Origin of the sequence: Sorangium sp. So ce693 (genome assembly GCF_051521375.1) — a bacterium.
GTDB lineage: Bacteria > Myxococcota_A > Polyangia > Polyangiales > Polyangiaceae > Sorangium > Sorangium atrum.
The window spans coordinates 12,043,110-12,068,887 of the sequence record NZ_CP150347.1 but is presented as its reverse complement, the minus strand read 5'-3'; the positions used below and the strand labels follow the sequence as shown (position 1 = coordinate 12,068,887).

At 69.0% G+C, this 25,778-nt stretch carries 20 protein-coding genes; 2 read left to right on the top strand and 18 right to left on the bottom strand.

The window, feature by feature from the left end; genetic code table 11:
* Nucleotides 1–49 precede the first annotated feature (49 nt).
* From WMF14_RS45025 to WMF14_RS44955, 15 genes are all read right to left on the bottom strand, one after another.
* Nucleotides 50–3,118, bottom strand: coding sequence for a vWA domain-containing protein (locus tag WMF14_RS45025; RefSeq protein ID WP_437796681.1), 3,069 nt, complete (start codon nucleotides 3,116–3,118; stop codon nucleotides 50–52).
* 64 nt (nucleotides 3,119–3,182) lie between these two features.
* Nucleotides 3,183–4,778, bottom strand: a complete 1,596-nt coding sequence (locus WMF14_RS45020) for an IPT/TIG domain-containing protein (protein ID WP_437796679.1) — start codon at nucleotides 4,776–4,778, stop codon at nucleotides 3,183–3,185.
* Nucleotides 4,779–4,811: 33 nt separating this feature from the next.
* The gene (locus WMF14_RS45015; protein ID WP_437796678.1) at nucleotides 4,812–7,355 is read right to left on the bottom strand and encodes a hypothetical protein; all 2,544 of its coding nucleotides are present in this window, start codon (nucleotides 7,353–7,355) and stop codon (nucleotides 4,812–4,814) included.
* Nucleotides 7,348–8,913 (bottom strand): baseplate J/gp47 family protein, encoded by a 1,566-nt coding sequence (locus WMF14_RS45010; protein ID WP_437796676.1) that lies wholly within the window; start codon nucleotides 8,911–8,913, stop codon nucleotides 7,348–7,350. The genes WMF14_RS45015 and WMF14_RS45010 overlap by 8 nt, the downstream gene beginning before the upstream one ends.
* A gap of 18 nt (nucleotides 8,914–8,931) precedes the next feature.
* Complete coding sequence (locus WMF14_RS45005) at nucleotides 8,932–9,321, bottom strand: GPW/gp25 family protein (protein ID WP_272095983.1); 390 nt, start codon at nucleotides 9,319–9,321, stop codon at nucleotides 8,932–8,934.
* Nucleotides 9,318–9,746 (bottom strand): hypothetical protein, encoded by a 429-nt coding sequence (locus WMF14_RS45000; protein ID WP_437796674.1) that lies wholly within the window; start codon nucleotides 9,744–9,746, stop codon nucleotides 9,318–9,320. Before WMF14_RS45000 ends, WMF14_RS45005 begins: the two co-directional genes overlap by 4 nt.
* 16 nt (nucleotides 9,747–9,762) lie before the next feature.
* The gene (locus tag WMF14_RS44995; protein WP_437796672.1) at nucleotides 9,763–10,626 is read right to left on the bottom strand and encodes a phage baseplate assembly protein V; all 864 of its coding nucleotides are present in this window, start codon (nucleotides 10,624–10,626) and stop codon (nucleotides 9,763–9,765) included.
* Nucleotides 10,627–10,631: 5 nt separating this feature from the next.
* Nucleotides 10,632–11,768 (bottom strand): phage late control D family protein, encoded by a 1,137-nt coding sequence (locus tag WMF14_RS44990; RefSeq protein ID WP_437796670.1) that lies wholly within the window; start codon nucleotides 11,766–11,768, stop codon nucleotides 10,632–10,634.
* Between the two features lie 3 nt (nucleotides 11,769–11,771).
* Nucleotides 11,772–12,065, bottom strand: coding sequence for a hypothetical protein (locus WMF14_RS44985; protein WP_437796668.1), 294 nt, complete (start codon nucleotides 12,063–12,065; stop codon nucleotides 11,772–11,774).
* 9 nt (nucleotides 12,066–12,074) lie between these two features.
* Nucleotides 12,075–12,671 (bottom strand): CIS tube protein, encoded by a 597-nt coding sequence (locus WMF14_RS44980; RefSeq protein ID WP_437796666.1) that lies wholly within the window; start codon nucleotides 12,669–12,671, stop codon nucleotides 12,075–12,077.
* A 19-nt stretch (nucleotides 12,672–12,690) separates the two neighbouring features.
* Nucleotides 12,691–14,007: a hypothetical protein gene (locus WMF14_RS44975; RefSeq protein WP_437796664.1), complete on the bottom strand. Its 1,317-nt coding sequence runs from the start codon at nucleotides 14,005–14,007 to the stop codon at nucleotides 12,691–12,693.
* A gap of 185 nt (nucleotides 14,008–14,192) precedes the next feature.
* Complete coding sequence (locus tag WMF14_RS44970; protein WP_272095975.1) at nucleotides 14,193–14,957, bottom strand: hypothetical protein; 765 nt, start codon at nucleotides 14,955–14,957, stop codon at nucleotides 14,193–14,195.
* A 17-nt stretch (nucleotides 14,958–14,974) separates the two neighbouring features.
* Nucleotides 14,975–15,436 (bottom strand): phage tail protein, encoded by a 462-nt coding sequence (locus tag WMF14_RS44965; protein ID WP_272095973.1) that lies wholly within the window; start codon nucleotides 15,434–15,436, stop codon nucleotides 14,975–14,977.
* 18 nt (nucleotides 15,437–15,454) lie between these two features.
* Nucleotides 15,455–16,984: a phage tail sheath family protein gene (locus WMF14_RS44960; protein ID WP_437796662.1), complete on the bottom strand. Its 1,530-nt coding sequence runs from the start codon at nucleotides 16,982–16,984 to the stop codon at nucleotides 15,455–15,457.
* Nucleotides 16,985–17,029: 45 nt separating this feature from the next.
* Nucleotides 17,030–17,638, bottom strand: coding sequence for a DUF4255 domain-containing protein (locus WMF14_RS44955; RefSeq protein WP_437796660.1), 609 nt, complete (start codon nucleotides 17,636–17,638; stop codon nucleotides 17,030–17,032).
* A 698-nt stretch (nucleotides 17,639–18,336) separates the two neighbouring features.
* Between WMF14_RS44955 and WMF14_RS44950 the strand changes: the two genes are divergently transcribed.
* On the top strand, nucleotides 18,337–18,813 hold the full coding sequence (locus WMF14_RS44950) for a glutathione peroxidase (protein WP_437796658.1): 477 nt from the start codon (nucleotides 18,337–18,339) through the stop codon (nucleotides 18,811–18,813).
* Nucleotides 18,814–18,853: 40 nt separating this feature from the next.
* Here the strand turns inward: WMF14_RS44950 and WMF14_RS44945 are convergent, their stop codons facing one another.
* Nucleotides 18,854–19,879: a hypothetical protein gene (locus WMF14_RS44945; RefSeq protein WP_437796656.1), complete on the bottom strand. Its 1,026-nt coding sequence runs from the start codon at nucleotides 19,877–19,879 to the stop codon at nucleotides 18,854–18,856.
* Between the two features lie 401 nt (nucleotides 19,880–20,280).
* Here WMF14_RS44945 and WMF14_RS44940 point away from each other — a divergent pair, with 401 nt between their 5' ends.
* Entirely contained in the window at nucleotides 20,281–21,102 is an 822-nt protein-coding gene (locus WMF14_RS44940; RefSeq protein WP_437796654.1) for an aldo/keto reductase, read from the top strand.
* 88 nt (nucleotides 21,103–21,190) lie between these two features.
* Here WMF14_RS44940 and WMF14_RS44935 read toward each other — a convergent pair whose 3' ends face one another.
* The gene (locus WMF14_RS44935) at nucleotides 21,191–22,219 is read right to left on the bottom strand and encodes a hypothetical protein (protein WP_437796652.1); all 1,029 of its coding nucleotides are present in this window, start codon (nucleotides 22,217–22,219) and stop codon (nucleotides 21,191–21,193) included.
* Nucleotides 22,220–22,642: 423 nt separating this feature from the next.
* Nucleotides 22,643–25,474, bottom strand: a complete 2,832-nt coding sequence (locus tag WMF14_RS44930; RefSeq protein ID WP_437796651.1) for a kelch repeat-containing protein — start codon at nucleotides 25,472–25,474, stop codon at nucleotides 22,643–22,645.
* Nucleotides 25,475–25,778 lie beyond the last annotated feature (304 nt).

Here is a 25,778-nt window from a genome sequence, read left to right as displayed (position 1 = left end):
GATCGACGGAAGTGCGACTCCTGGAAGGGGGAGGGTTGAAGAGTCGACGTCAGCGGAAGCCGATGCCGCGGAGGCTCACGCCCGGGCTCGCGCTGGGCAATCGATCGCGACCCCGCGTCTTGCCGCTCGTGTCGACGACGCGGACCGCGCTCACCCCGTTGGGCGCCACCCGCACGAGGCTGAAGGTGCGCGTGACGCCGGGCGAGGCGCCGAGCGGGATCCACTTCTGGCGAAGGGCCTTGAGCACACCGGCCTTGACCGCCGAGAACAGATCGGTCGGCGAGCGTGCCGCCGCGGGCAACACCTCGACGCGATAGGATTGCAGGACCTCCTCGGGCTGGACGAACACCGTCACCGCGCGGGCCGGGCCCGCCATCGCGGGCGCCGCGACCGCGATATCGCCGTACGCGCCGAGCGACACGAACACATCCCGCGGCTTCGGCGTGGGATCGCCGAGCACCGCGTCACCGTCGGTGTGGCGATTGGCGCCGGGGGCGGCCTCGGCGCCGAGGCGCAGCTTGCTCACCTGGTCGGCGAAGACAAGGTCCTTGAGGACAAGGAGCTGGAAGCCGTGAAGGAGCGAGACGCCGAGCACCTCGATGTCCACGTGCGGCGGGCTCTTGATCGGGTATTGGATCCGTACGACGTAGCTGCCGTCGATGTCGGGGTGCATCTGGACCTGGCCCACCTTGCCGCCCCACGCCCTGACGACGATCCGGTCGTCGAACGAGGGATCGATCAGGATCACGTTGCCGAAGCGGTCCTGAGGCCAGAACCGGATATTCACGTTCATATCACCATCGACGATCGAGTAGTCGAAGTCGATCGGCGACGACGCGCGATCGGGGACGGGGGAGACGCCCACCTCCAAACGCCGCTCGCGGCGGTACGGGTTGCCCGCGGGGTCGTCGCCCCTGGCGATCGCGTACGCGGCGTAGGTGCCTTGGATCTTGGTGTCCGGGATGGTCGCCCTGTACACCTGGTCGGTCGGGTCGTACACCATCGGCACCTTCTGCTTCACCGTGGCGTCGTTGAAGATGAGCCCCATTTCCCGGAGCGCCCAGAGCTTCACGAACATCGCCGTGAAGTCCTTCTCCCGCCGCTCCCGGATCTCCGACGCCGCCTTCTTCATCAGGTCGGCCGGAACGTGGTTGCGAGCGATCCAGTTGAGGATCGAGTCGACCGGCGACTCGAGCACCACCACCACCGCCGCGTCGTCGATGGGGAGCCCGTCGATCGCGAGCCTTCCTCGGACGTCGATGGAATCCCCCGTGGCATGCGCGCCGGGCGTCGTCGTGAGCGCGAAGCCGAGCCCCGAGTCGGTGAGGACTTGATACGCATACCGGAAGGGCACCTTGTCGTCGCTCATGCCGCGGTGGACCACGATCCGCCAGGTGCCATGACGGGGCTTGGCCGGATCTTTGACGTTGAGGAGGCCGTCCTCGTCGAGGAAATACGAGATGTAGAGCTCGCTCCGGACCCTGCGCACGCCGTCCGGCTGCGCCTGGACCGTGATCACCTCGCCGAGCGGGGAGATGAGCTCGACCTCGACGCGCTTGTCCGGGCGGAGCCAATGGACGGTGACGGACACCTTCCGGTCGTGCGCTGTCACCTCGAACGGGTGAACCGACTGCGGCTTGGCGTTCGTGAGCTCGCCCTCGGGGTCGATGATGGAGCCGAGCGCCAGGCCCTCTTTGAGCGCGACGTTGAACTGGCCGATGAGCCCGGTGCCGAGGTCGTTCGGCCCCGCGTCGAGGAAGACGGGAGCCGCCGCGGCGCCCTGGCCGGCCTGGGCGATGCGCTGGAGGCGGCCGTGATCGACCTCGCCCTCATCGCCGTACGCCACGGTGATCGCGCGGACCTTCTTCTCGTCCACGTAGTAACTCGCCTGCTCCGACGGGGCACTGCCCTGGTTGTGATACCCGTCGGACATGAGCACCAGCCAGCGGTGGTTGTGAGCGACATCGGCCTCGGCGCCGCTGAACAGCCCATGGCTGTTGGGCACGCCGGGAGAGCCGGCGGCCTGGTCGACGCCTTCGCCCATCGGCGTGCCGCCCGAGGGCGTCACCCCGTTGATGGCCGCGATCGCCGAGCCGGGGTTGGCAGGGATCTTGGTCCTGGGGACGAGCACCCCCGGAGGACCGCCGGTGATCTTGGGGAACAGCACGACCGCGAACTGGCCCTGGGTGCTCGCGAAGTGGGACAACGTATGAAGGAAGTTCCCGGACGCCTGCGCGAGCTGATACCAGCGAGACTGGTCGGGGTTCGTCGCCGTGGTGCCGTTCGGCCTCCAGCTCATGCTGCCCGAGGCGTCGAGCAGCAGGACCACCTCGATGGATCCGGTGCTCGCCGTGAAATCGACCACCGCGTCGTGGCCGGGCGTCGGGTCGTCGTGCCCGAGGGTGAAGGCGCCGGGGTGAGCCCCGGCCTCAGGCGGCGACTTGAACGTGAAGGTGAAGACGCCCGAGGCGCCGGGCGCGATGGGGCTCGTCTTGGTCTTGAGCGTGTAATCCCCCTGCGTCGTCATGACCAGCGTGCTGACCGTGAGCTCCTTCGTCCCCCAGTTGTCGACGGTGGCCGAGACGTCGTACGACTGCCCGGTGAGGAGGTCCTTCATGAGCGCCGTGCCCACGTCCACCGGAGCGTCCGGCGCATGGATCCACGGTTGCTGCGACTCGCTCGCGCTGTCGGCCACGACCCACGTGTACCTCTGCGTGGGCGGCCCCGCGGCCCCGGCCCGCGTGAAGGTGAGGTTCCAGGTGGTCCCAGGGAGGTCGTTGGTCGCGCCCGAAGGGTAGAAGTCGATCCGAAAGACGTTGGCGACGCCCGTGGACAGGTACTCGACGCTCGCGATCTCCGCCCCTCCCGCGGTGACCACGCTCTGGAGACCACCATCGAGGACGAGCGTCGTGGTCGCTCCCGTCCCCGCGCCGGTAACGACGCTGAGCCCGACCGTGGCCACCATGCCCCCGCCGATGACGACGAAGTGAACGAACATGGCAGAGAAGCCGCTGTTGGGCGCCACGCCGGCGTCCGCGACAGCGCTGAAGCTTTGCGTCGCCGTGGCGCCGGTCGCCACGGCGAGCGGCGTCGCGTTCGGATACACTTGATGAGCCATGAGTCCTCCCTTGGATAATCGGCGAGATGAGTATCGTGATCGACGAAGCCCCGACGCCAGGCCGTCAAACGGCCGGCAGGACGGTGAGCACCTCGGTGGAGGTGGCCGACCAGCCGGCGACCGTGACCGTGACCGTGACGCCCGCGCCGGTCGGGAGCCCCACAGGCACCCTGACCGAGATGGTCTGCTGACCGGCCCCGTCGGGCGCGGTGACGGTGATGTCCCCGGGTGCTGCCGAGACCGGCGTGGGTGACGCGTTGAACGTGACCGTGGGTTTGGGCGAGCCCGACCCGAAGTTTTGACCTTTGAGCGTCACGTTGTTGTTGATCCGCTGGCTGGTCGGCGAGATCTGGCTGCCCGCGCCCGTGAAGCCGTTGAAGAACGGCGCGCTCGCAGGCTGCACCTGCACCGTGTCCACCGTGGTGGCGAGCGGCACCGGCGATCCGTCGGCGAGGACGGCCCCCTCGATCGCGAGCGTGACGTTGATGGCCGTGAGGCTGGGCACGACCGCATCGGGGATCCTGACCTGGATCTGGCTGTTGTTCTGGCCAAGGATGTCGGTCGGCTGCGCGACCACCGGCGCCGCCGCGTTGAACGTGATCTTGTTGACGAGCGAGAGGTTGAGTCCGTTGATGGTGATGGCGTTCCCGACGCGCTGCTGCTTGGGCGTGATCTGGGTCCCGGCCGCCACGAAGGAGGGTGCGCTCAACGCGAGCACCGTGATGTTCTGCAGCGCGGTGACCTCGCCGACGTCGTTGCGCACCTTGAGGGGCCACGTGCCAGGGCGGGTGCCGAGCGGCGGCCTCACGACGAGGCTCGTGTCCGTCGAGGCCGCCAGATCGACGATGGCCTGGGTGTCTCCCAGCAGCACCTGGGGGGTGCCCACCTGGAAATTGCGCCCGGCGATGGTGATCGGGCTCGTCTGCGCGGGCCTCACGGTCTGCGGCGTGAAGCTGGTGATGACGGGTGCCAGGAGGCGCTCCAGCGTCTGGATGCGCTGCTCGAGCAGCGCGAACGACATGTTCTTTCGCCGGAGGTCCTTGAGCATGGCCGCCGTGATGGCGGCCCCGCCCGCGGGGCGCGCGAGGAGCGCGAGCGGTGTATAGGTGTGCCCGAACGGCGCCGCGGGCAGCGCGCCCGGCGGGCTGGTGGTCACGTCCACCCCCTCGGCCACGCGCACGACCCAGTTGGGCTTGCGCCGGACCGAGGTCCGCATCCCCACGTCGTCCGGGTTGTCGAGCTTGATCACCGGATCGGCCCCCACCTCGTCGGTGAACGTGTCCAGATAAATGGTGTCCGTCCTGGGCCCCGAGGTGCTCAGCGCGGGCACGCCGCCGGGCTGGGCCTTGTAGCGGATCGAGGCGCTGATGGACATCTCCATGCCGCCCGCCAGGAACACGCCCGCTCCCCCTGCGCTGATCATGAAGTCGTCCGCCGCCGCGGGGCTCACCGGGGCGATGTTGAACGTCGTCGCCGCGTCCGGCACGCCGTCGCCGATGTACCGGCCGACGACGCTCCGGAGGCGCGCCATGATGAGGTCGCCGAGGAGGTTCAGGTCGCGATCGAGGACGGGCACGCCCTGCTCGACGTGGAGGCCGACATACCCGTTGTCGATGTTGTCCTTGAGCACGTCGAGCGGCGATTTGGAGAAGTTACCCATGGCTTGATTCCTCGTTTTCGACGACAGTCCTGCTCAACCGTCCGATTGCACGGCCTCGATCGATCCGTCGGCGCGCTCCAGGATCCACACGAGCCTCATCTGGAGCGGTCGGAACGGCGCGACGAACGCCCCTGCGCGCGTGACGGCCTGGCGCTGCTCGACGTCGGGCACGCCCGGCGCGCGAAGGTAGATCCCGACCGCGTCGCGCGCATAAAAGCTCTCCTTGGCGCGCCGCGTGTCGTAGGTGTAGTGCATCCGGTCGGCGTGGCGGTGCATGGTCTTGAGGGCGAGCTTTCCCGCAGGAGACGCCGTATCGACGGTGCGCGACTGGAAGCGCTCCCCGCCCTCCCGCGACGAGAAGAAGAGCGACAGCGCCGCGCCGTCCAGGACCGGCGCGGGGTCCCTGTCGTTCGAGAGGCGACCGATCGCCAGGAACGACGTCCCCCACACCGTGCCGCCCGCCTGCACCCTGGCCCAGATACGGAATCTGCCACCCTGGTTCGAGCACCAGAGGAGCCACACGCTTCCGTTCCACACCACGGCGGCCGGCGCCTCGTTGCGGACGCCGGGCGCGGCCGAGACGACCTCCTCGGGCGCGCCGAAGCCCGCGCCGGTCCGCTTCGTCTGCAGGATCACGCTGCGATCGCCCCTGTCCGCGCTCCAGAAAAGGCGCAGGACCCCGGCCGGATCGATCACGGCCGCGGGCATCTGATCCCGCGCGTCACCGGACGTGACGCGGACCGGCTTGTCCCACGTCACCCCGTCCGCCGTGCTGATGGCCCAGATATCCGTGGGGCCTCGGCGGCGGGACTCCCAGAACACCCAGATACGACCGCTCGTGTCGCGCGCCGCGGCGGGCCTCGCGTCCGGCGCGGCGTGGCTCGTGAGGCGCACGGGGGCGCTGCGCGTCGCCAGATCGCCGGTGAACGTACGCACCCACAGATCGGTTGTCTTGCCGCGGTTCGAGGACCAGAAGAGCCACATCCTGGATCCGTCGAAGAGCGCGGCCGGGCCCTCGTCGACGAAGCCCGGGTCATCGGGCAGATCGCCGAGCACGTCGATCGGCGCGGGATCGAGGCCCTTGAGCCGCTGGGCCCAGACGCGGCGGCGCCCCGGCCGGCCTGCGGGGGCGCGGTGAGCGTGCCAGAAGAGCCACACCGAACCTCCCGGGCCGATCGCGGCCGAGGGCTCGCCGTCGAACGCGTCCGGCCGGGCCTGGGTGATCGCGGGCTCGTTCGATGGTGGGTAAAGGTTGGCCTGAGGGCCCGGCGCCCCGAACCCCGCTCCCGTGTTGACGGCTTGATACACCTGCACATGGCGCGAGGCCTCGGGCGCGTTGGTCATGAACACGTTGTTCACGAACTCTTTGACATCGCAGTCGTACCCCGTGACCCTGCTCACCAGCGACGTGAGGTTGGGGATCGTCCCGACGGTGCCGAAGATCTCGGGCGCGGCGAGGATGTCCGTGCGCTGCACCTCTTCGGCCAGCGTCCGATCGGGCTCCCAGCCGATCCACGCGGCCAGGCGAGGCAGGTGCGCCGCGTCCACCGTGATGACGTCGTGGAGCGAGAGGAGCCCCTCGGCCGTGCTCCGCGCGAGATCGACGCCGTCCCCGAAGATCCGGAGGAAGCGGCGGAGCTGCCCCGCGCCTGCCTGGGCGGCCTCACGCTCGTCGAAGAAGCGGTGCGCCTCGGGGAGCAGGCGATACAGGAGATCACCGCCTCCGTAGCTCGCCGTGGCCGTCGCCGCGGCCGTCGCAAACGGCTTCGCGGCGAAGGCCCCGGACGTCGCGGCGAACGCGGCGTAATAATAGGTCGTCCCCGGCTCCAGCCCGCGCGCGGCGCTCGAGGGGAAGCGCGTCGGGCCAGGGTCGAGCGCGCCGCGCGGGGCCTTGGACGAGCGCTCCTCGTCGGCGATGCGAAGGGTTCGCGTCCACTCGCCGGTGTCGGGGTTGAACGAAGCTCGGTAGTCGGTGACGCGGATGTCCTCGCCGTCCGCGCGGGTGGAGAAGCGGACGCGCGCCCCCCCCTCCTCCAGGACGGTGGAGACGATCTCTTGATCTTCCCGGCGGTCATAGTCCACGGCGAGCGTCACGGCGCCCGCCGACCAGACGACCTGACCGCTCGAGACCGTGAAGGTGCCCGCCGAGGTCTCGGGCGCGGCGCCGATGCGCTGAAAGATCTCCGTGGCGCCGCCGGTCGTGACCACCCGGCTCACCTGATCGATCCGGACGACACGAACTCCGTCGCTCGTGCGATCATAGGCGGTGATCACCACCTGCTCCACGGCGCCGCCCGCGCCCACGTAGGCGGCGAGCTCGGCCTGCACCATGCCGCCCTCCGCGAGCGTGTTGAGCACGAGGTAGCGCTGCCGCCGCACCTCCGGCCAAGGATCACCGGCCTGCGTGAACAGATCGGCGAGGTCGAGCACGACGAGCCCGTCGGTCGCCGACTTGGGGGTCGAGGAGCGGCGCCGCAGCACGCGCGCGTGCGGCACGGACTCGGCCGTTCCTACCAGCGTGAGGTCGAGGTCGATGCGCTCGCCGCGCGCGTCGGCTCGGGCGTCGAGCTCAGGCATCGAGGCGCCCTCCGGTGACGCTGTTCAACGAGATCCCCTTGACGTCGGGGATCTCGTTGAACGAGAAGCGCAGCGTGCCGTCGGGGGGGATGGCCGGGCTGCCCGCGGGGGCGTCGGCGCGGGCGAAGCGGGTGATGTTGATGGCCCCGACGCCCTCGACGCCCTCGATGGCCTCGTAGATCTTGCTGATGTAGAGGTGGTCCTCGAAGTCGACGTTGGCGAACGACCAGAGCTCGCGCATCACGGCCTCGACGCGCGCCTTGACGAGCGGCTGCGAGAAGCGCGGCTCCACCACCAGATCCCCCTCGATGAGGACGAGCGGGGTCTTCGGATCGACGATCTCGATCTGCGTGGTGATCATCCGTTTGCCATCGAAGTACGCCTCGAGATCGCGCCGGAGCGTCTCGCTCGGGGCGCCGCCGCCCTCGGGCGCCACCACCAGGTTGACCTTGTTCCACGACGGCGCGAACGCGCGCACCTTGGCGACTCCATAGCTCTTGGCGTGGAGCTCGTAGTCGGCCGCCGTGACGGCCCGCCCGGACGAGCGGAACTGCTGCGGCGCCCGCGCCGCGGCCGCTGTCGCCGCCTCGTGCTCTCCGCCCCCGCTCGCCGCCTTGACGTTCATCACCCGCTTGAGGCCCGGGACGTCGGGCGTGATCACGATCTTGGAGATCGCCCTCGGCGGCACGTTGCCCTTCTCGCCGCCGCCGACCAGGTAGCGCGCGGTGATGTTGTTCCGACCCCGGCGAGGCGCCTTCCCGTAGGTGTTGTTGCCGAACTCGATCCACGCGTAGTCGTCCTCGTCGCGCCGGACGACATAATGCTTGTCTCTGCCGCTGCTGTGGAGCAGGCTCGGCACGCGCGTCCAGGCCTCGCTCGCGCCCTCGTCGACCGTCACGACGAGCGTCTCGTCGATGAGCGGCTTGAGCGCGAGCCGGAACCTCTGTCCCGCGCTGCCGTCGGACGATCCGAGGATGTCCTTGGGAGGCGGCGGAGGATCATCGACCTGGACGACGGGCAAGGTCTCGTAGGCCCTGAACACGGTGTTGTCGATCGGCCGGGCGCCGCCCACCACGAAGGGGACGAGCTCGCCGCGCTCGTCCACGCGCATGAGCGGGAGGTCCTCGACCCTGGCGATCGTGACAGCGGGCTTGATGAGCTGGAACTTGACGGCGACGCCGGTGCTCTCTTTGGTCGTCGTGAACTGCGCGCCCGTCGGGATGGTGGCGGAGCCCGTCGCGTTGTTGGCAAAGAGCAGGGTGAGATCGGCCGACGCGGCGGTGGGCGGGCGGAGCTCGTAACCGATGAGGCGGAGCAGGTTGACGACGCTCCTCCGCTCGCGCGCGGTCGCGAGGAAGCTCTCGGCCGCGATGCGATCCTGGTTGTAGAAGAGGGAGTCGCCCATGTGCGCGAAGAGCTCGAGCAGCACGACGCCCATGTCGTTCGGCGAGTGATCGGTCCACTCGGGCAGCCGCTCCGCCGCGAGCTCGAGGAGGGCCGCGCGGAGGGACTCGTAATCTTTGTTGGTGTAGTCGATTCGCCCTTGCTCGTCGCTCATGGGACGCTCCTCCCTCGCTCAGATCCCGCCGAGGCCGATGGGGACGCTGAGCGATTGTGTCTGCCGCGTACGGCGGATGACGTATGAAATCGAGACCCAGAGCTGCTCGGCGCCGCCGTCGCGCCTCGCCTCGACCTCGATGCTCTGCACGAGGACGCGGGGCTCGAACCGGCTCACCGCCTTGGCGATCTGGTGCTGCACGATGGCCTTGAGCGCGACGTTGCTCGGGTCGTGGAGGAGCTTGCGGAGGCCGCCGCCGTAGTCGCGCCGCATCACGCGCTCCCCCGCGCCGGTGAGCAGGATCTGCACGATGTTCTCTTTGAGCTTGTCCGTCCCGCGTTGCTCGGCGACGCCGCCGCCCTCGGTGATGCGGAAGGGGAAGGAGAGCCCGCGGATGGCGTCGCTCACTGGAGGATCCCTCGGAGCTGCTCGGGCACGGGCTTGCCCGAGAGGTAGCCGTTGATCGCGTTCTTGAGGTTCACGCCGTCCGCCGTGGTGGGCGCCCAGCTCTGGAACACGCCGACGAAGCCTTTGAGCCAGTCCCAGAACACCGCGTCCTCGACCCTGGACGAGAACGCCTCTCCGAACACCGGGTCCGCGGGGGAAGGCGATGGATCCCTGCGCAGCGAGGAGACCAGCCCCGAGGCGATGACGAAGCTGAGCTGCCGCCAGTTGGCCTGCGCCTTGATGACCGCCTTCTGGATCTCGTCCTCGGGGGATCCGGTGTCGCGGAGCGACTGCTCCATCGGCGGGCGGAGCTCGGCGTCCATGGCGTCGAAGATCACCTTGGTCATGCCCCTGGTCGCGTCCCTGTCACCGATATTGAGCGCCATCTCGCCTCCTCCTCGATCAACCGCCCGGCCTCGACGCCACGCCCGACCCCGCCGACATCTGCGCCGTGAGCTGCGCGAGCTGTCCCGGGTTGAGCGGCGTCGGAGCGCCCATGTTGCCGATGTGCGTGTGAGCGAGCAGCCACGAGAGGATCTGCCCGAGCACCACCCCCTGCGCCGCGCCGGTCGCGTCCGTGACGGTCACCCCCGAGGGGCCCGCGGCCACCTTGCTCAGCGGTCCACCCTCGAGCGTTGCGCCGCTCGACGCGTCGAGCTTGAGGGACACCGTGGCGCCGGCCTTGAGCTCGATGGCGCTCTGGGAGAGCGTCAGCTTGGCCTGGCCGAACTCGATGGTGACCCCGTTCGAGTCCATGGTGATCGTGCCTGTCCCGCTGCTCTGCTCGCACTCCACCTTGACGCCGCTCGCGTCCATCGTGACGGTGTTCTTGTTCTTCTCGTCCTTGATCACGACCTTCTCGCTCCCGCTCGTGTCGTCGAGGTGGATCACCTGACCGGAGGGCGTGCGGATGATCTTCTTGTGCTCGTCCGGGGCGCTCCCGCCGCTGTCGTTGGGCGGAGCGTCGTTTGGATAAAAGACGCCGGTCCAGATCGGAAAGTTGATGTCTCCCGCCACGAACTCGACCCACACCGGCGCCTCGACCTCGGGGATGAAGAAGAAGCCGGGGAGGAAGCTCGGCGCGGCGACCACCTCGATGGGGCGGTCGGCGCCGCCGCCGGGCTCCTCTTCGAGTATCCCCGGCACGCGCACCTTGATCTGGCCGCGGTGCGCGCCCCCGCCCTGAGCGGCGTTGTCCATCACGATCCCGGCGTATTTGCCGTAATAGCGCTGCTCGCGCCGCCCGGCCGTACCCGTGTCGCCCATGTCGCTCATCGTCGGCACTCGAACTCGGTTTTGTACCCCTCTCGATCGAGCTTGTGCCGCACCTGGGAGAGGTACCAGGTGCCCGAGAAGCGCCCGCCGACGTCCTGGATGGATACGCTCGATCGGGCGAACATCTCCTTGATCCCGGGCGAGGAGCCGCTCCCTCGCATGCCGCGCAGGCTGGTCGAGAACTGGTTCTGCGCCAGGGTGTTGAGCTCGGCCTCGGTGGTGAAGGTGGGGACGCCTTGCCGCGTGGAGGTGCCGAGCTCCTCCCGGAGCACGGCTTGCGTGGCCGAGGCTGCCCCGATGAGGACCTCGAGCTGCGCGGCCTTCACAGGGTGGTCGGCCCGAAAGGCGGTGAGGTTCTCGTCGAAGAACGGGTCCTCTTCCTCGCGCACCTCGAGCGCCTGCGCCGTGGTCACGCTCGTGGCCTGGCCCGTGTCGAAGTCGATGCCCGAGAGCACCCGAGGGAGCTCGACGTCGCTCACGTTCGCGCTCGATTGAAAGCTGTAGAGCGGGTGCGCGGCCCCGGCGCGCCCGTAATGGAGGGTGACGAGGGGCTCGGTCATCATCACTGTGTATTGAGAGACGAAATGGAGGGTGTCGCCCGCGTCGCCGGGCCGGACGTACATCACGCACCCGTAGGTCCGCGCGAGGTCGAGGAGGAAGTCGAGATCTGTCTTGTCCTGCTGCCGGATGCCGTTGCCCGTGAAGCGCGGGTCGCCGACCACGTCCACGTTGACGCTGGAGAAGCCGTGGAGACCGGCGACGCTCCTCACGATGTCGGAGAGCGCCATGTCGGTGAAGGGGCGATTGCGACGCCTGAGCCCCATCTTCATGCTCCGGTCGTACGCCTGGACCCGGAGCGTGGGGACGCCTCTCGCGGGGAAGCTGCCGTCGACCCGGTAGATGCGCCCCGCGAACACGAGCGCGTGATCGTCGCTCGTGCCGAGCTCGACCTCGACGTCCATGCCCTCCTGCACCGCGTGGCTCAGCACCTTGTAGGGATCGCTGAGCGTCACGACCATGGAGTCGGGCTGGGCGTCGCGCTGCTCGACGGTGAGCGACACGATGTCACCGGACAGGTCGTAGCCGGCGCCGCTCGCGTCCACGCTCACGCGGTAGAAGAGGTCCGCGCCCAAAGGTCACCTCGCCGCGGTCCTGGTGGCGACCTGGATGGGAGGGATGACGAGCTTGTCGCCCGGCCCCCACGCGTGCGCGAAGCGGCGCGGGTTGGCGTCGGCGATTCGCCACCAGAGGTCCTCCCTGCCGTAATAGAGCTTCGCGAGCTGGTCGAGCGTCTCTCCGCCCACGATCTCGTGGATGAGGCTGTCCGGGTAATCCCGCTCCGGAGCCGGCGGGCGCTGCGCGAGGCTGACCGATCCGCCGACATCGACGGTGAGGAGGCCATGGTAACGAGAGTGGATGGAGAGCGGCATCGTGGTCCCTCAAAACAAGCGAATGTTCTGCAGGCCGAGCGCGGCGAGCACGTTGCGGTGCTGCTTGTCGAACTCGTAGAGCGCGCTTTCGGTCTCTTCGATGACGACGAGCGTGACGCCCACGTCGGCCCGGACCGGCGCGAGCAGGCTGTTGAACTGCGTCTCGCTGACGCGGAGATCGGTGAGGACGCACTCGAGGATGCGCGTCCCGAACCCGAAATAACACGTGGGCGGCGCCGAGATGCGCGTCCCCTCGCCGCCCCCTCCGAAGAGCCCGCTCAGGGTCGCCCACGCGTCCGCCTTGGGGTAGAGGAACGAGCGGAGCTTGGCGAGCTCGGTGGAGACGCCGTTGTCGAGCGGCGTCGGGTTGAGCTTGTTCGTGCCCTCCTCGAGGCCATGGAGCTTGAGATCGAAGCTGATGGTACGGTGTCCGCCGCCCGTGTAGACCTTCCCAGGCGCGTTGCTGCCGATCGTCTCGGCGCGGTCGGCGTAGCTCACCGCCTTGTTGTCGCTGATCGACGCAGGGTTGAACTGGAACGTGACGATCAGAGGCGGGAGCACGTCGACGTTCGCGAGGAACCCACGCAGGACTTGTCGCTCGCTCATCACATCGCTCCTTCCGTCATCAACGCAGTCGCCCGCTGCGGAACTGCTCGTCGCGGGCGATCGAGGCCATCCGGTTCATCAGCCCGCGGACGAAATCGTCGCTCTCCACGTCCACCCTGTTGGCGGGCGGGGGCGGGGGCGGGGGCGGCGGCTTGTGCTCGGCGGCGCGCGCCACCTCCTCCGAGACCTCGCGCCTCACGAGGTCGATCAAAGGACCCGCGAGCCCGTCGAGGCCGCGCGCCGGGAGCGACCGCGCCGGAGCGCGCCGGTGGACCAGCGCCGGGCCCTCGATCGGAGCCTCGGTCGGGGGCGCCGCGTCGCGAGCGGGCGATGGAACATCGATGTCGGGGAGATCGACGTCGACGGTGGAAGATCCTCGCGCTCCGTCCATCGGCGAGTCCCCCCCTTCAGGGACGGAGTCGAGGGGATCGAGCGCGCCTCGAGGGGGGCCCGCTGCGCCGTGATCGGCGAGAGGGGTATAGGGTGCGGCGCGGCGTCGATCCGGGCTCGTGGAGAGGTTCGGTCCGGAGACGTTCGGGACCACCCACCGCGAGAGGCTGGAGGCCGCGGGGAGGAGCGGAGAGACGATCGGGCCCCACACGCCGGCGGCCGATCGCATCGACGCCATCGCCATTCGCCTCGAGTGGAGGAACGGCATGACGGCGCTCCCCTCCAGGGCGCCGCCGCGCTGTGGGAGGGGAGATCGCGCGGGAACGGCGTCGGGGCCCGCGAGCTCGAAGACCGCCGGGATCCGCGGAGACCTGAGAGGTTCCACCATCGTGACCGCCGGGAGCCCATCGAGCTCTCCCGCCGCGACCGCGGGAGACCTCTCGAGCCCTCCCGTCGCGACCGTGGGCAGCCTATCGAGCTCTCCCGTCGCGACAGCGGGAGACCTCTCGAGCCCTCCCGTCGCGACCGTGGGAGACCTCTCGAGCTCTCCCGTCGTGACCGCAGGGGAACTCGCGGGCGCCGCCGCCGCAAGGATGCCTTGAGGCTCGAGGCCATGGCCGCCGAAGACGAGCGCGGGCGCTGCCGCCGCGGAAATGCCTTGGGGCTCGGGGCCCCGGGCGATGGGCGCAGGCCCCGCCGCGGAGATGCCTTGAGGCGCCGGGCGCTCCCCCTGGAGAGTTGGGAGCTTGAAGACAGCGGCGATTCCCTCGAATCCACCCATCGCCACGGCGGCGCCGCGGCGCGGGCGGACATCCAGCATCCACACGCCGAGCCGCGGCGCCGTCGCGACAGCGCGCGCGCGGGTCCGGCCAATGGCGAGCGCCGCGTCGATCGGAGCGACGCTCGGTGCAGGCGCCACAGCGTGGATGAGGGGACCCTTGGGCATGGTTCACCTTCGTTGGAGACGCCGGTTCAGCTCGTCGATCATCTCGTTCTCGGACTCGATGCGGTCGGCGAGCATCCTCACGAAGGCTCGCCGCTCGCTCACGTCGAGGTCCATGATCTCCGTCCTCGACCAGTGCAGATGATAGGCTAGATAGAAGACCTCGCGAGCAATGCGAGCTCCTCCACCTAGCCCAACACGAAAAAACCGGACGCCTCCAGCACGGCGCTGAATTGGCCGTTGCAATGCGCGCAGCGGATGGACCGCCGGAAGTTCACCCCCGGCGTCTGCGCCTCGATCGCCTGGTACAAGAGCCGCCGATCGCCCATCGTGAGATCGCGCAGGATCTTGATCCCGTACGACTCGAGCGCCTGGCGCCGGAGGGCGCCGAAGGACTCGATGCAGCGGAGGATCAAGGCGTCCCGAGCGCGGAGCGGATCCTTCTCGGCCGTGCGCGAGACGAACTCCTCGTCCGCCCCGCGGGGGAGGCGGACCTGCACCTCGCGGTGCACCGCGCCGTCGCGATCTTCGTATCCGTCTTCGAGCGTGACCGCGATGGCCTGGGGGCTCGATCCGTTGGTGAGGCGGCGGACCTCCAGGCTCCCGAGGTCCTCGACCACCGTCGTCTCGCCCCCGCAGCTCGGGCACGTGTACGACGCCTGGAGCTGATCCCCGAGCGTGATCCGGCGCAGCTCGACGATGAGGTAGTTGCGGTCCGCCGAGTAGAGCTGCGACACGAGATCGCTCGTGATCGCATCGATGTCGCCCAGGCGGATCAGGCAGCCCTTGACGAGCTCCGTGACGAGGCGCCCGGGGGTGAGGAGCGGATCATAGAACAGCGCCTCCTCGTGCCCGCGCATCTTCCGGATCGAAGCGCGGCGGTGCACGCGACCCGAAGCGTCGGTGTGTCCGACGGGCAGGGTGACCTCGTACTCCACTTGGCGTGCGCTCATCGTGGGCCCGCGATCCGTCAGATGCGCGTCATCCGCTCGATGGCGAGCACGATGGTCTGCTTCATGAGCCCCGAAGCGGAGGCGTCGAGATCGGTGAACTTGGACGACTTGATCCACGCGCCCTCGAACGCGAAGCGCATCACCTCCGCGCCGAACTGCTTCTTCACGACCGATCCGTTGCGCCGCAGCTTGGACCCGAGGCCCGTGCCGTCGATCTTGAACATCTCCTGGAACCAGTCCTTGAACGCCTTGTCCGCGGCGGTCCCGTCCATGTTCCGCTCGATGGTGATATCCCCGTGCTTGATGATGCCCGAGCTGATCTTGTGGACGATGTTGGAGCCTCCGTCGGGCTGGTCGATCGCGTCGACCTCGCCGTCGCTCAGGCCCGTCACCTTCGTGACGCCTGGGCTCTCGATGCCCTCGATCTCGACCACGAACTCGTGCGTCCTGTACGCTTCGGTGAACCCAAGATCCGCCATGATGAGCCCTCCTCCCGATCAGCGATCGCTTGCCGACGCGCCGCCTTCTTGTTGCCCCACGGTGATGATGACCGTCTCGGCGGGACGCGACGGATAGAAATAGACCTCGACGTTGAAGATCCCCTGTTGAATGTTCGCGGGAGGATTGTTCTCGCCGTCGACCTTGACGCTGAACACCTTGTCGGGCGCGCCGGGGCCGAACGCGCCTCGCCTCCAGAGCCCCATGAGGAACGGCGTGACGCTGTTGTATTTGACCTTGCTCCAGAGGGTCGGATCGTTCGGCTCCTGCACGACCCAGCGCAGGCCGTACTTGAGCGAGCTCTTCACGAAATTGAAGAGCAAGCGCACGTTGACGTAGAGCCAGAGCGGGTTGGTGCTGAGCGTCCTCGAGCTGTCGACCACGATGCCCTGGCCGGCGATGAACCGCACCGCGTTCACCGATCCGTTCTTGACCAGATCGGTGTGCTTGACGTCGTTGATGGCGAACTTCACGTCGAGCGCGTTGTTGACGCTGGCCGCGTTGCCGGCCGGCGCCTTCCAGATGCCGCGCTCCCGCTCGGTCCGGGCATAGACGCCGAGGACGTGGCCCGTGGGCGGGATCCACCGGAAGCCGCCCAGCGGATCGCTCACGCGGATGAAGGGGAAATAGATCGCCCCGTAGCGCTTGTCTCCGCGGAGGGGCTGGCCATAGGCCTTGGCCGCGTCGGCGTCCGCGTTCTCCGCCGTGTGACCGACGAACATGCAGTCGCCGCGATCCGCGCAGTAGGTGAGCGCCGCGTTCACCAGCGCGGCGTCGTGGGTCTCGGGGCAGCAGAGGAGCTGGACGTCGACGCCGTCGAAGACCCGGTTGTCGACGGCCTTTTGCAGCTCGGCGACGCGATCGGACTCCCGCCCGGAGGCGTCGAGGTTGTCGTCCGCGCCGCCGGAGTTGAGCGGCGCGAACGCCGGGCTCGCCGTCGGCGCCGGGTTCGCCGTGGCGGCCGACGGGATGGCCACCACGATGTACTTGGAGCCCGCGACCTCGTCGTTGATCTTGAGCGGGTTCTCGGCTCCCAGGCCCCCGAACTTGATCTTCTCCCAGAGCTCGACCTGGACCCCGTTGTACTGGACGGCGAGGTTGTAGGTGCCATCGCTGTTCGAGGTGATGCCGACGGAGATGCTCTTTCCCCACGCCCCCGGATCGGGGCTGCCGCGGTACCCCGCCGTCACGGTGATCGCCGTGGTCGCGCCCGCGCCCGCGGACGGGAAATCGCGCGTGGCCGGCGTGGCGGCGGTCACCGAGCCCGACGCCGCCGTGGCGACGGCGCGCGTCACGTACGCGAGCGAGCCACCGTTATCGAAGAAGCCGCGCACCGCGTAGGCGCCGAACGCGGCTTTGTCGTAATCGCCGAAATAGTCGCGAAAGTCCGCGAAGCTCGTCACCTGCCGGACCTTGCCCGGCACGCCCCGCTTGGAGCGGACGATGAAACCCGCCACCGAGGTGGGTGCCGCTTGGATGCTCGGCGTCGCCTTGCCATCGACCTCTAACAGATTGATGCCAACATTCATGCTCATCCTCGCGATCTAGAAGGATCGTGCCGGCTGTCCGGTCGCTCAGCCTTCGGGTGTCTTGTGATCGGTCTCCACGATCACGCTCTCGACGACATGGCCGAGCGCCGCGTCGGACGGGATGTCTTCGAGCAACATCGCGAGCGTGACCACGTAGTTGAGTGAGGGTTTCAGCTTCTGATCGAGCGCGTGCCAGAACTCGGGTTGGTTCTTCACCCCCTCTTTGGAGGCGATCACCGTCGGATAAGGAGGGATCTGCGTGGCGAGGCTGCCCTTCAGCATCGCCGCGGGGATCGTGGGGTGGCGGAGCAACAAGAGGAGCGCTTGGCTGAGCAGGCGGTGCTCCTCGAGCACCGCGTCGCTCGTGGAGGGGCTCCACGCCGTGATGCAGTACGCGCAGTCGATGCGAACCGGCGGCGCCAGGCGCGTGGCCCTCTTTTTATCGGCGCTGCGCGCGGTGATCGGCTCGTTGGTTCGTATCTCGCGGTTCTCTTGGATGTCGTACAGGTAGCAATTGAGCGTGAGGGTAGAGAGCCCCGCCCGCCACTGTGCGTCAGGCAGATCGAAGCTGATCTCCGCGTTCGCGAGCTGAGACCCGCTCGGTGCGCGCGCCGTGATCAGCTCACGGATCGTATCATCAAGATCGCGAATCATCGATGCTCATCACCCCCGCACATGTCGTGTGAGGCAAAGGTCGCTCGAAGAGGGCCGTACGGGCCCTCACACACGCGATGAACCTATGCGCGGCTCGCCGAAGACTTGATTAAGCGACGCGCGAATTTTCAGCACCCCGGGGACGCGCAGCGCCCGGTGTCCCGACCCCTCATTTTTGTCCCCCCTGGAAGGGGGCATTGCAGTCCTACACGCGGCCCGCACCGGTTGCAAGAGAAAAAGAAAAAATGGAAATGCGAGCCAACGGGCTCCTTCCGCTTACTGGCGAGGCATCGTTTGTGGCCCCGGTGACCGCGGCGCTCGGCTCCTCGTAATTGAAGCGATTCTTCCGCATTGCGCTCAGAGTGTAGATGGCCTGGCGGATCCGCAGGATTCGGACCACCAAGATCCGCGCGAATGTGACCTCTCCCCTCAGAAAAATGACCGCGACGCCCGCGAAAACCTGACCCCGGGCGCCGCGAAGATCTGCCGCGGCGTCGCCTCGGCTCGGAGCGCGTTCCTGCTCGACGCGGTCCGGACGCGCGTCTATCCATGCCGCCGTGGAACGCTCGCCGCGCGTGCTCCGGTGCCAACTCGCCCTGACCGCCTCGCTCGCCCTCGCCTGCGCGTCGGGCTGTGGAAGGGATGTCGAGCGCAGCTCGCCGGAGCGCACGCCCGGCGCTGCTCAGGAAGGAAAAGCCATGTCGCTCTACGACTTCACCATGAAGACCATCGACGGACAGGACCGCTCCCTCGGCGACTACCGAGGCAAGGTGCTGCTCGTGGTGAACACCGCCTCCGAATGCGGCTATACGCCGCAGTACGCGGGGCTCGAGGAGCTCCATGATCGGCTCAAGGATCGCGGCTTCGCCGTCCTCGGCTTCCCCTCGAACGATTTCGGCGCGCAGGAGCCGGGGACCGACGCCGAGATCGCCGCCTTCTGCTCCACGAAGTTCGGCGTCAGCTTTCCCATGTTCTCGAAGATCCCGGTCAAGGGGGGCGGCAAGCACCCCCTCTACGCCTTCCTCACGCAAGCCGCACCTGCGGGTGAGGTGAAGTGGAACTTCACCAAGTTCCTGATCGGCAAGGACGGGTCGGTGATCGCGCGGTTCGAGTCGTCCGTGGCGCCGGGCGATCCGAAGCTCACGCAGGCGATCGACAGGGCGCTCGGCGGGTGAGCAAGGCGGCGCCCGAGCCGCCGGACTGACGAGGCGGCGGTCAATTGCAGTCGAGGCACCTCCACTCGACCTGTCCAGACGCCGGGACCCCGAACCGCTGAGCGGTGTACTTCTCGATATCGATCAGGTACCCCGACGGCTGCGCGTTCCGCGTGCAACACCCGCTGCAATCGGAGTCGGAGCACATGTCATAGACCTTGACGTCGATCTCTTTGCCATTCTTTCGAAGGCGCAGGGTCTTGAGCTTGTACCTCTCGAAATCCTTCGAGTGCACCGCGGCGATGTTGTTCTCTCTGACCCAGCTCTCCGGCTGCTTTCCGTCGAGGGCCGCGAACTGGCCGGCCCACGTGCACCCGTTGTACTCGATGCACTCCTCGCTGCCGGGGTCGGGGTAAGACTCGAACTCCGTCAGGCTGGCCGTCTGCCACACAACGCCCGAGCCGCCGCCACCACCGCCGCCGCCCGTCGTGTTGCCGCCCGTGCCCGTCGTGCTGCCACCGCCCGTGCCCGTGCTGCTGCCGCCGCCCGTCGTGCTGCTACCGCCGCCCGTGCCTGTGGTGCTGCCGCCGCTCGTCGTGCTGCTGCCGCCCCCCGTCGTGCTGCCGCCGCTGGAGCAGCTGGTGTCGCGGAGCTCGATGCGGGACGGGCTGAACGAGGACGCCGAGTCGGTGGAAAAATTGAGCGTGAATGACGCGCCGCGGGCGATGGACACGCTCGATGTCCTCGAATAGGTGCATCGAGAGCCGGCTTGCGTGTGGGTCCAGCCCGGCTCGTGATGATCGCACGTGACGCCGCTCGGCACGTCGAAGGCGACGATCGGCTTCTTCAGCGCGCTCGCGCCCGTGTTCTTGACCTTGATTGTTCCCCAGTACTCCGGGGCTCCTTCGTACGAGCTCGTCGTGACCGCATACGAACAGGCTGCAAGATTCTGGTCCAGCTCGCCCATGTCCTCGGCCCTGGAGCCCGTGTCGGCCGAGCACGCTGCGAAGCAGAAGGCTGCTCCCGCAGACGCGGACGCGAACGCCAGCTGAGCTGCCCGCAGACCTCGGATTCGATCGATGCGCATACGGCGATCCTTTCCTGCGTCCATCGGCGACAGGCCATGATGTAATGACATGTCCTCCCCCCAGCGCCGGACACGTGTGATGGGTAGCACTGCCGCGCTGCGCTGTCGAGGAAACCATCGCGGCGTTCGCGGATGATCTGGGCCATCAGCACCTCCGCGACCAGCGCCGGCTGAGCGAGGATGAAATCGTTCTTCTCTCCGTCCTCGTCTCCTCTCCTCTGAACGAGGGACCGGGCCCTACCCTGACGTGATGACCTGCAACCGCAGAGTCTTCACGGCTGTTTCTTGTGCTTGCCGACGACCTGCACCCTGACTAGCTTCTCGACGTCGTCAGCGCGCTCGTTACCGCGCTCGTTGCGCTCGGCCATGCCGGGCGATGAATGAAACCAGGGAGCCCGCCCATGATCGAATCACCACGCCTGCAGATGATCGACGGTCGCTACATTCCGCAGCTCGGGCTCGGCGTGTATCAATCGGCGCCCGGCGCAGAGACCGAGGGCGCCGTCCTCGAAGCGCTGCGCCTCGGCTATCGCCATATCGACACCGCCCAGTACTATGGCAACGAGGCGGACGTCGGCAGCGCGTTGCGCAAGAGCGGCCTCGGGCGCGACGCGGTGTTCGTCACGACCAAGATCGCGAATTTCAACCAGGGGCGTGACACGACGCTGCGCTCGCTCGAGCGCTCGCTGAAGGAAGCCGCATTCGACGCCTACGATCTCGTGTTGATCCACTTTCCCGTCACCGGCAAGCGCAGCGACACCTGGCGCGCGCTCGCCGACGCGCAGAAGCGAGGCCTCGCAAGATCGATCGGCGTCAGCAACTACACAGTACGGCACCTCGAGGAGCTCCTCGGCGAGAGCGCGGTCGTTCCGGCGATCAACCAGGTCGAGCTCAGCCCGTTCCTCGGGCAGGCCGAGCTGCGCGCGTTCTGCGCAAAGCACCGGATCCTCGTGCAGGCGTACAGCCCGCTCACGCAGGGCGTGAAGCTCGGGCACAAGGACATCGTCTCCGCGGCGGCAAAGGCCGGGCGCACACCGGCGCAAGTGATGTTGCGGTGGGCCGTGCAGCACGGCCTGATCGTTCTGCCGAAGTCGGTCACGCCCGCGCGCATCGCGGAGAACGGCGCGATCTTCGACTTCGCGCTCGACGCCGACACGATGCGCACGCTCGACGGGCTCGATGTCGGCTTCCGCGCGAGCTGGGACCCGACAGACGTCCCCTGATCCACGCCGTCAACGGAGGACGCGCAGCGAAAGGCGATGCAATTCCGATTCCCACCGCCTACCCTCCTGGAAACGCGACGTTAGCCGCTCACGGACACGCCTTCGGGCGGACCACGGCGTAGACGAAATCGCCGAATCCAGTCGCCACGAACCCGCCGCCGGGGAGCAATGTGACTCCATTGATCCGGGCCGGCGTGCCAACATCACCTTCGTACTCCCAGCGCAGCTCCCCGTCGGTATCGACGGAGATCAGCCAGGTCCGCAGCGTTCCTCCGTCCGCTCCCCGCGTCGCCCCGCCGAGGTGCAAGAGCCCTGTGCTCGGATCGTGCGCGATGGCGTTCAGCTCGGTGTCGAGCTCAGGGTGATAGGTCCTGGCCCAGATCACCGTTCCGTCGGCGTCCAGCAGGATGACATGACTCTGACCGACGCTTATCGCAGCGATCGCGATACGGCCATCGGGCAGGGCCGCGATGTCCTGGGGCCACGCCCCGCCGACCTCCTCCAGCACACGGTCGAACACCGGCGCCGTCTGCTCGGTGCTGCGGACGACGCGCAGGTAACCGGCGTGCGCGGTCAGCTGAACCACGTCACCTCCGGGCAGAAGCGCGGCCCCGCCCCGGCTCCAGGACTCCGGCATCGCGGAGCCGGGAGCGAGCGGCATGAACCGTTCGTGGACGATCTCGCCCGCGTCGTCCAGCCGCACCAGGCGCAGCCGAGGCGCCGCGCCCTCGGCCTCGCTGTCGTGGGTGGAGAGCACGTATCCCCCGGTCGGGTGCGGGAGCAGCTCGATGTCGACGTGCGCGCTGAAGGCCGATGGTCCGAGATGCCGGCTCTCCAGCAGCTGACCGGCTCCGTCGAGCCGACCGAGCCACAACCCCTCGCTGGAGGGAGACGTCGAATCGTTCACCTGGCCCGCGACCATGAGGCCCCCGTCCTGGGTCTTCGCGCCGGTCTTCAGAAATCCGCCGGGCAGGGGGGTCGAACTCCACACCACGTTGCCGGCCTCGTCGAGCTCCGCGACCCCTCCGTTCGCTGGTGCTCCAACCGCGATGAACCGTTCCCCATCGACCGGAAGAAGCCAGTCGGCGTCCATTCCCGAGGGCGCATAGAACGACACCTGCGTGCTTTCAACGCAGCTCTGCGGCTCGCCATCCACAGGGCCCGGCGGCTCGCTATTCACTGAGCCCGAGGAGTCGACATCTTCAGGGCCCGGTGGCTCGGCATCCTCGGAGCCCGGTGGCTCGGCATCCTCGGAGCCCGGTGGCTCGACAGCCTCGGAGCCCGGTGGCTCGACATCCACAGAGCCCGGTAGTTCGACCGTGACTTTGCCACAGCCCGCAATCATCGCGAGCACGACGAGGGAACCCGCAGCGAAACCAGTGTGTCCCGAGTTGGTCTTCATGAAGCGCCTCCTGCAACCAGCGTGCCCTACATTCAAGGATGGCATGAACCTCGATGACATTGAGCTGTTCTCAGCCAAAGCGCCCGGCGGGCGATCATGCCGGGCGCGCGAGCGGAGCAAGCCCCTGGTGAAGACTTTCTATGCGGCGTCGCGAGGGGGCGGCGCACGGCGGGCCCGCCTGCGGCGCGCGCCGAGGAGCATCGCGAGCCCAGCGGCGACAGGCTGCCAGTCGGAGCTCGAGCCCGCGGCGCTGCAGCCGCTGCTGGAAGGCGGGGTCGTGCTGGAATCGACGTCGCTCGCGCCGGCGCTTCCCGCGCTGGTAGCTCCGCCGTTGCCGGTTCCGGCGCCCCCCTCGCCAGCGTCAGCGCCTCCTGCGCCAGCGTTGGCGCCACCATTGCCGGCGCCAGCGCCTCCTGCGCCGGGGCCGCCATTGCCGGTGTCTCCAGCGCCGGCGCCTCCCTCGCCAGCGCCCGCGCCGCCGATGCCAGCGCCTCCCTCGCCAGCGCCCGCGCCGCCGTTGCCAGCGCCTCCCTCGCCAGCGCCCGCGCTGCCGTTGCCAGCGCCGGCGCCTTCCTCGCCAGCACCGGCGCCGCCGTTGCCAGCGCCTCCTGCTCCAGCACCACCGCCTCCAGCGCCAGCGCCCCCTGCACCAGCGTTAGCGCCGCCATTGCCTCCTGCTCCAGCGACGGCGCCCCCCTCGCCAGCGCCAGCGCCCCCTGCACCAGCGTTAGCGCCGCCATTGCCTCCTGCTCCAGCGACGGCGCCCCCCTCGCCAGCGCCAGCGCCCCCTGCACCAGCGTCAGCGCCGCCATTGCCGGCGCCAGCGCCGCCAGCGCCGGCGCCGCCCTCGCCACCGCCAGCACCCCCCTCTCCAGCGCCGCACTCCGCGCTGCTCGATGGATCTCCGGCGCACACCCCGGCGTTGCAGGAATCGTCGAGCGTGCACGCGTCGCCGTCGTCACACGGGACGCCGTGGGCACGCGTGCACACCCCGTCCGCCGTGCCCCCCGCCGCGATGGAGCAGGCGATGCACTCAGCACCGCTGCACGGCGACGCGCAGCACACGCCGTCCACGCAGATCCCGCTCGCGCATTGTGTGGCGGTCGAGCAGGGCGCGCCGTTCATCAAGGGGTCGCTGGCATACACGACGGCGCTGTCCGTACTGAGCCCCTCGCGCGTCGACCAGAGCCACGTGTACCCGCCCGCCACGAGCACGTCGCCGTCATTGAGCGACGTGGCGGAATGATAGCCTCGCGGAGTTGGGATACCGTCGCTTGGTGACCACACGTTGGTGACCGGATCGTAGAGCTGGACTCGATCGTAGGTGTCGTGGGCGTGCTCAAGATAGAGCGAACTGCAGCTGGTCCCTCCCCAGGGGTAGGCATAGTAGATCGCCTCGATGCCTCCGCTGATCATGACCTGGCCGCCGGGGAGCCGCGCCGCCGCCTCGCCGAGCACGCCGAGCCCGGTCACGTAGGTCCAGTCATCCCACGAGCCCGTCGCGGGCGTGTCGCCCCACTTGCCTGGCGCCGCGGTCCACGCGTCCACAGCAGGATCGTAGACCTCGGCGGCGCCTGCGAGGCCCGTGACCAGCACGCGTCCGTCGAGGAGCAGCGTCGCCGTCAGCCAGCGAGTGCCGTCGCCGAGCGGCGCCGCAGCCGACCAGGTCGCTGTCGCCGGGTCGAAGATCTCGACGACGCCCGCGACCGCGCCATAGGTGCCGCCCGTGACCAGCACGCGTCCATCGAGCAGCCGCGTGGCCTGGTGAGCGGCGCGGGCGTTCTGCATCGGGGGTCCTGGGGCCCACGTGTCGGTCGCCGGGTCGTAGATCTCGGTGCTCTCCGTCGCCGCAGACCCGGCCCTTCCTCCGGTGAGGAGGACCCGCCCGTCGTCGAGCAGCGTGGCCGTAGGTCTCGACCGCGACACCGACGGTGCCGATGCCGCTTGCCATGCATCGAGCGCGTCATCGTAGATCTCGGCGCTCGTGCCACCGGCCTCTTCGCCGATGACCAGCACCCTCCCGTCCGCGAGGCGTGTCGCGGTGTGAACGCCGTGCACAGCACCCATCGGCGCCGCCGCCAGGAACGCGCCCGTCGCAGGATCGTAGATCTCCGTGCTGCCGAGCGGCGTCGTCGAGAACCTCGGATTGCAAGTGAACCCCTCGTCCACGCCCAGGAACCCCCCCGCGATGAGGACCCTGCCGTCGTCCAGCAAGGTCGCCGTATGCTCGGCGCGCGACGTGATCATCCTCCCGGTGGCCACCCACAGCGGGTCCACCAGCACGGCCTCCTCCGGCGGGGCGTCGACCCAGAGCGAGAGCGTCGAGCCCTCGGCGTCGAGGCGCGTCGAGACCCTCCGGCCCCCGCGCGCGAAGGCCGACGGCGCCGTCACGGCGAGGCGCGCGACGCCGGCCTCGTCGGCGAGCTCGATCGCCGCGCCGCGCCGCCGCAGCGTCGCGCCCTGAACGGACCACGCGGCGACCGGCGCGTCCGGCCGGAAGGTGCCCGGCCGGAGGAGGAGCCACTCTTCGTATCCCCCGCGCGCCGCCGTCCAGAAGGAATACCCACCTTCGTGCGCATACGCGACGGCATCTCCGCCGGTGATCTCCCGAGTCCCCACGAGCCGTCCGGCGCCGAGCCCCCTGCGCTCGCGGACGCGCACGCGAAAGCCGTCCGGCAGCTCGATCCGGATCTCCTCGCTCCCGTGCTCGGGCAGGTGGACGACGAGCCCCCGCGCCGACGAACCGCTGCCCGGCGCGGCCTCGCCGGGCGCCGTCGCCGCGGAATAGCCGAGCTCGCCGCGCGCCAGGGCGCCGTCGGCGGCGAGCACCAGCCCGGCCTGCTCCGGGAAGCGGGCGCGCAGCTCGGCCTCGGCGGGGTCGAGCTCGTCCTGCATGCCGCTCGCGCAACCGGCGGAGAACACGGCGGCGGACGCCATGAGGCAGAGCCGGAGCGCGGTCGAGAGCCCCACGCTTTGGCGGCGAGCCGGCGCGGCGCAGGGCCGCCGCAGCGCGCGCGCCGCGGGCTCGCGGGAGCGGGGCGGGCGCCCCGCACCGCCAGGTGACGGGCCGCCGGATGGCGGGCCCCCGGTGGGAGATGGAGACGGTCGCACGGGGGCCGTGGGGTCATCGAAGCAATGCATACGGACGCTTCGATGCGTCCGCTCGGCCGGCATTCACGCCAGGCACCGGCTCGACGTCACAGCGCGCTCCACGCGCGCGCCGGTCACGCGCTCGATCGCGGCGTCGCCGCACGCGCGCTCAGCCGCTGCATGC

Excerpts from the sequence above, each read along its gene's own strand:
- WMF14_RS45025 (WP_437796681.1), bottom strand. The coding sequence starts at position 3,118 with ATGGCTCATCAAGTGTATCCGAACGCGACGCCGCTCGCCGTGGCGACC.
- WMF14_RS45020 (WP_437796679.1), bottom strand. The coding sequence starts at position 4,778 with ATGGGTAACTTCTCCAAATCGCCGCTCGACGTGCTCAAGGACAACATC.
- WMF14_RS45015 (WP_437796678.1), bottom strand. The coding sequence starts at position 7,355 with ATGCCTGAGCTCGACGCCCGAGCCGACGCGCGCGGCGAGCGCATCGAC.
- WMF14_RS45010 (WP_437796676.1), bottom strand. The coding sequence starts at position 8,913 with ATGAGCGACGAGCAAGGGCGAATCGACTACACCAACAAAGATTACGAG.
- WMF14_RS45000 (WP_437796674.1), bottom strand. The coding sequence starts at position 9,746 with ATGGCGCTCAATATCGGTGACAGGGACGCGACCAGGGGCATGACCAAG.
- WMF14_RS44995 (WP_437796672.1), bottom strand. The coding sequence starts at position 10,626 with ATGGGCGACACGGGTACGGCCGGGCGGCGCGAGCAGCGCTATTACGGC.
- WMF14_RS44985 (WP_437796668.1), bottom strand. The coding sequence starts at position 12,065 with ATGCCGCTCTCCATCCACTCTCGTTACCATGGCCTCCTCACCGTCGAT.
- WMF14_RS44980 (WP_437796666.1), bottom strand. The coding sequence starts at position 12,671 with ATGAGCGAGCGACAAGTCCTGCGTGGGTTCCTCGCGAACGTCGACGTG.
- WMF14_RS44975 (WP_437796664.1), bottom strand. The coding sequence starts at position 14,007 with ATGCCCAAGGGTCCCCTCATCCACGCTGTGGCGCCTGCACCGAGCGTC.
- WMF14_RS44970 (WP_272095975.1), bottom strand. The coding sequence starts at position 14,957 with ATGAGCGCACGCCAAGTGGAGTACGAGGTCACCCTGCCCGTCGGACAC.
- WMF14_RS44965 (WP_272095973.1), bottom strand. The coding sequence starts at position 15,436 with ATGGCGGATCTTGGGTTCACCGAAGCGTACAGGACGCACGAGTTCGTG.
- WMF14_RS44960 (WP_437796662.1), bottom strand. The coding sequence starts at position 16,984 with ATGAATGTTGGCATCAATCTGTTAGAGGTCGATGGCAAGGCGACGCCG.
- WMF14_RS44955 (WP_437796660.1), bottom strand. The coding sequence starts at position 17,638 with ATGATTCGCGATCTTGATGATACGATCCGTGAGCTGATCACGGCGCGC.
- WMF14_RS44950 (WP_437796658.1), top strand. The coding sequence starts at position 18,337 with ATGTCGCTCTACGACTTCACCATGAAGACCATCGACGGACAGGACCGC.
- WMF14_RS44945 (WP_437796656.1), bottom strand. The coding sequence starts at position 19,879 with ATGCGCATCGATCGAATCCGAGGTCTGCGGGCAGCTCAGCTGGCGTTC.
- WMF14_RS44940 (WP_437796654.1), top strand. The coding sequence starts at position 20,281 with ATGATCGAATCACCACGCCTGCAGATGATCGACGGTCGCTACATTCCG.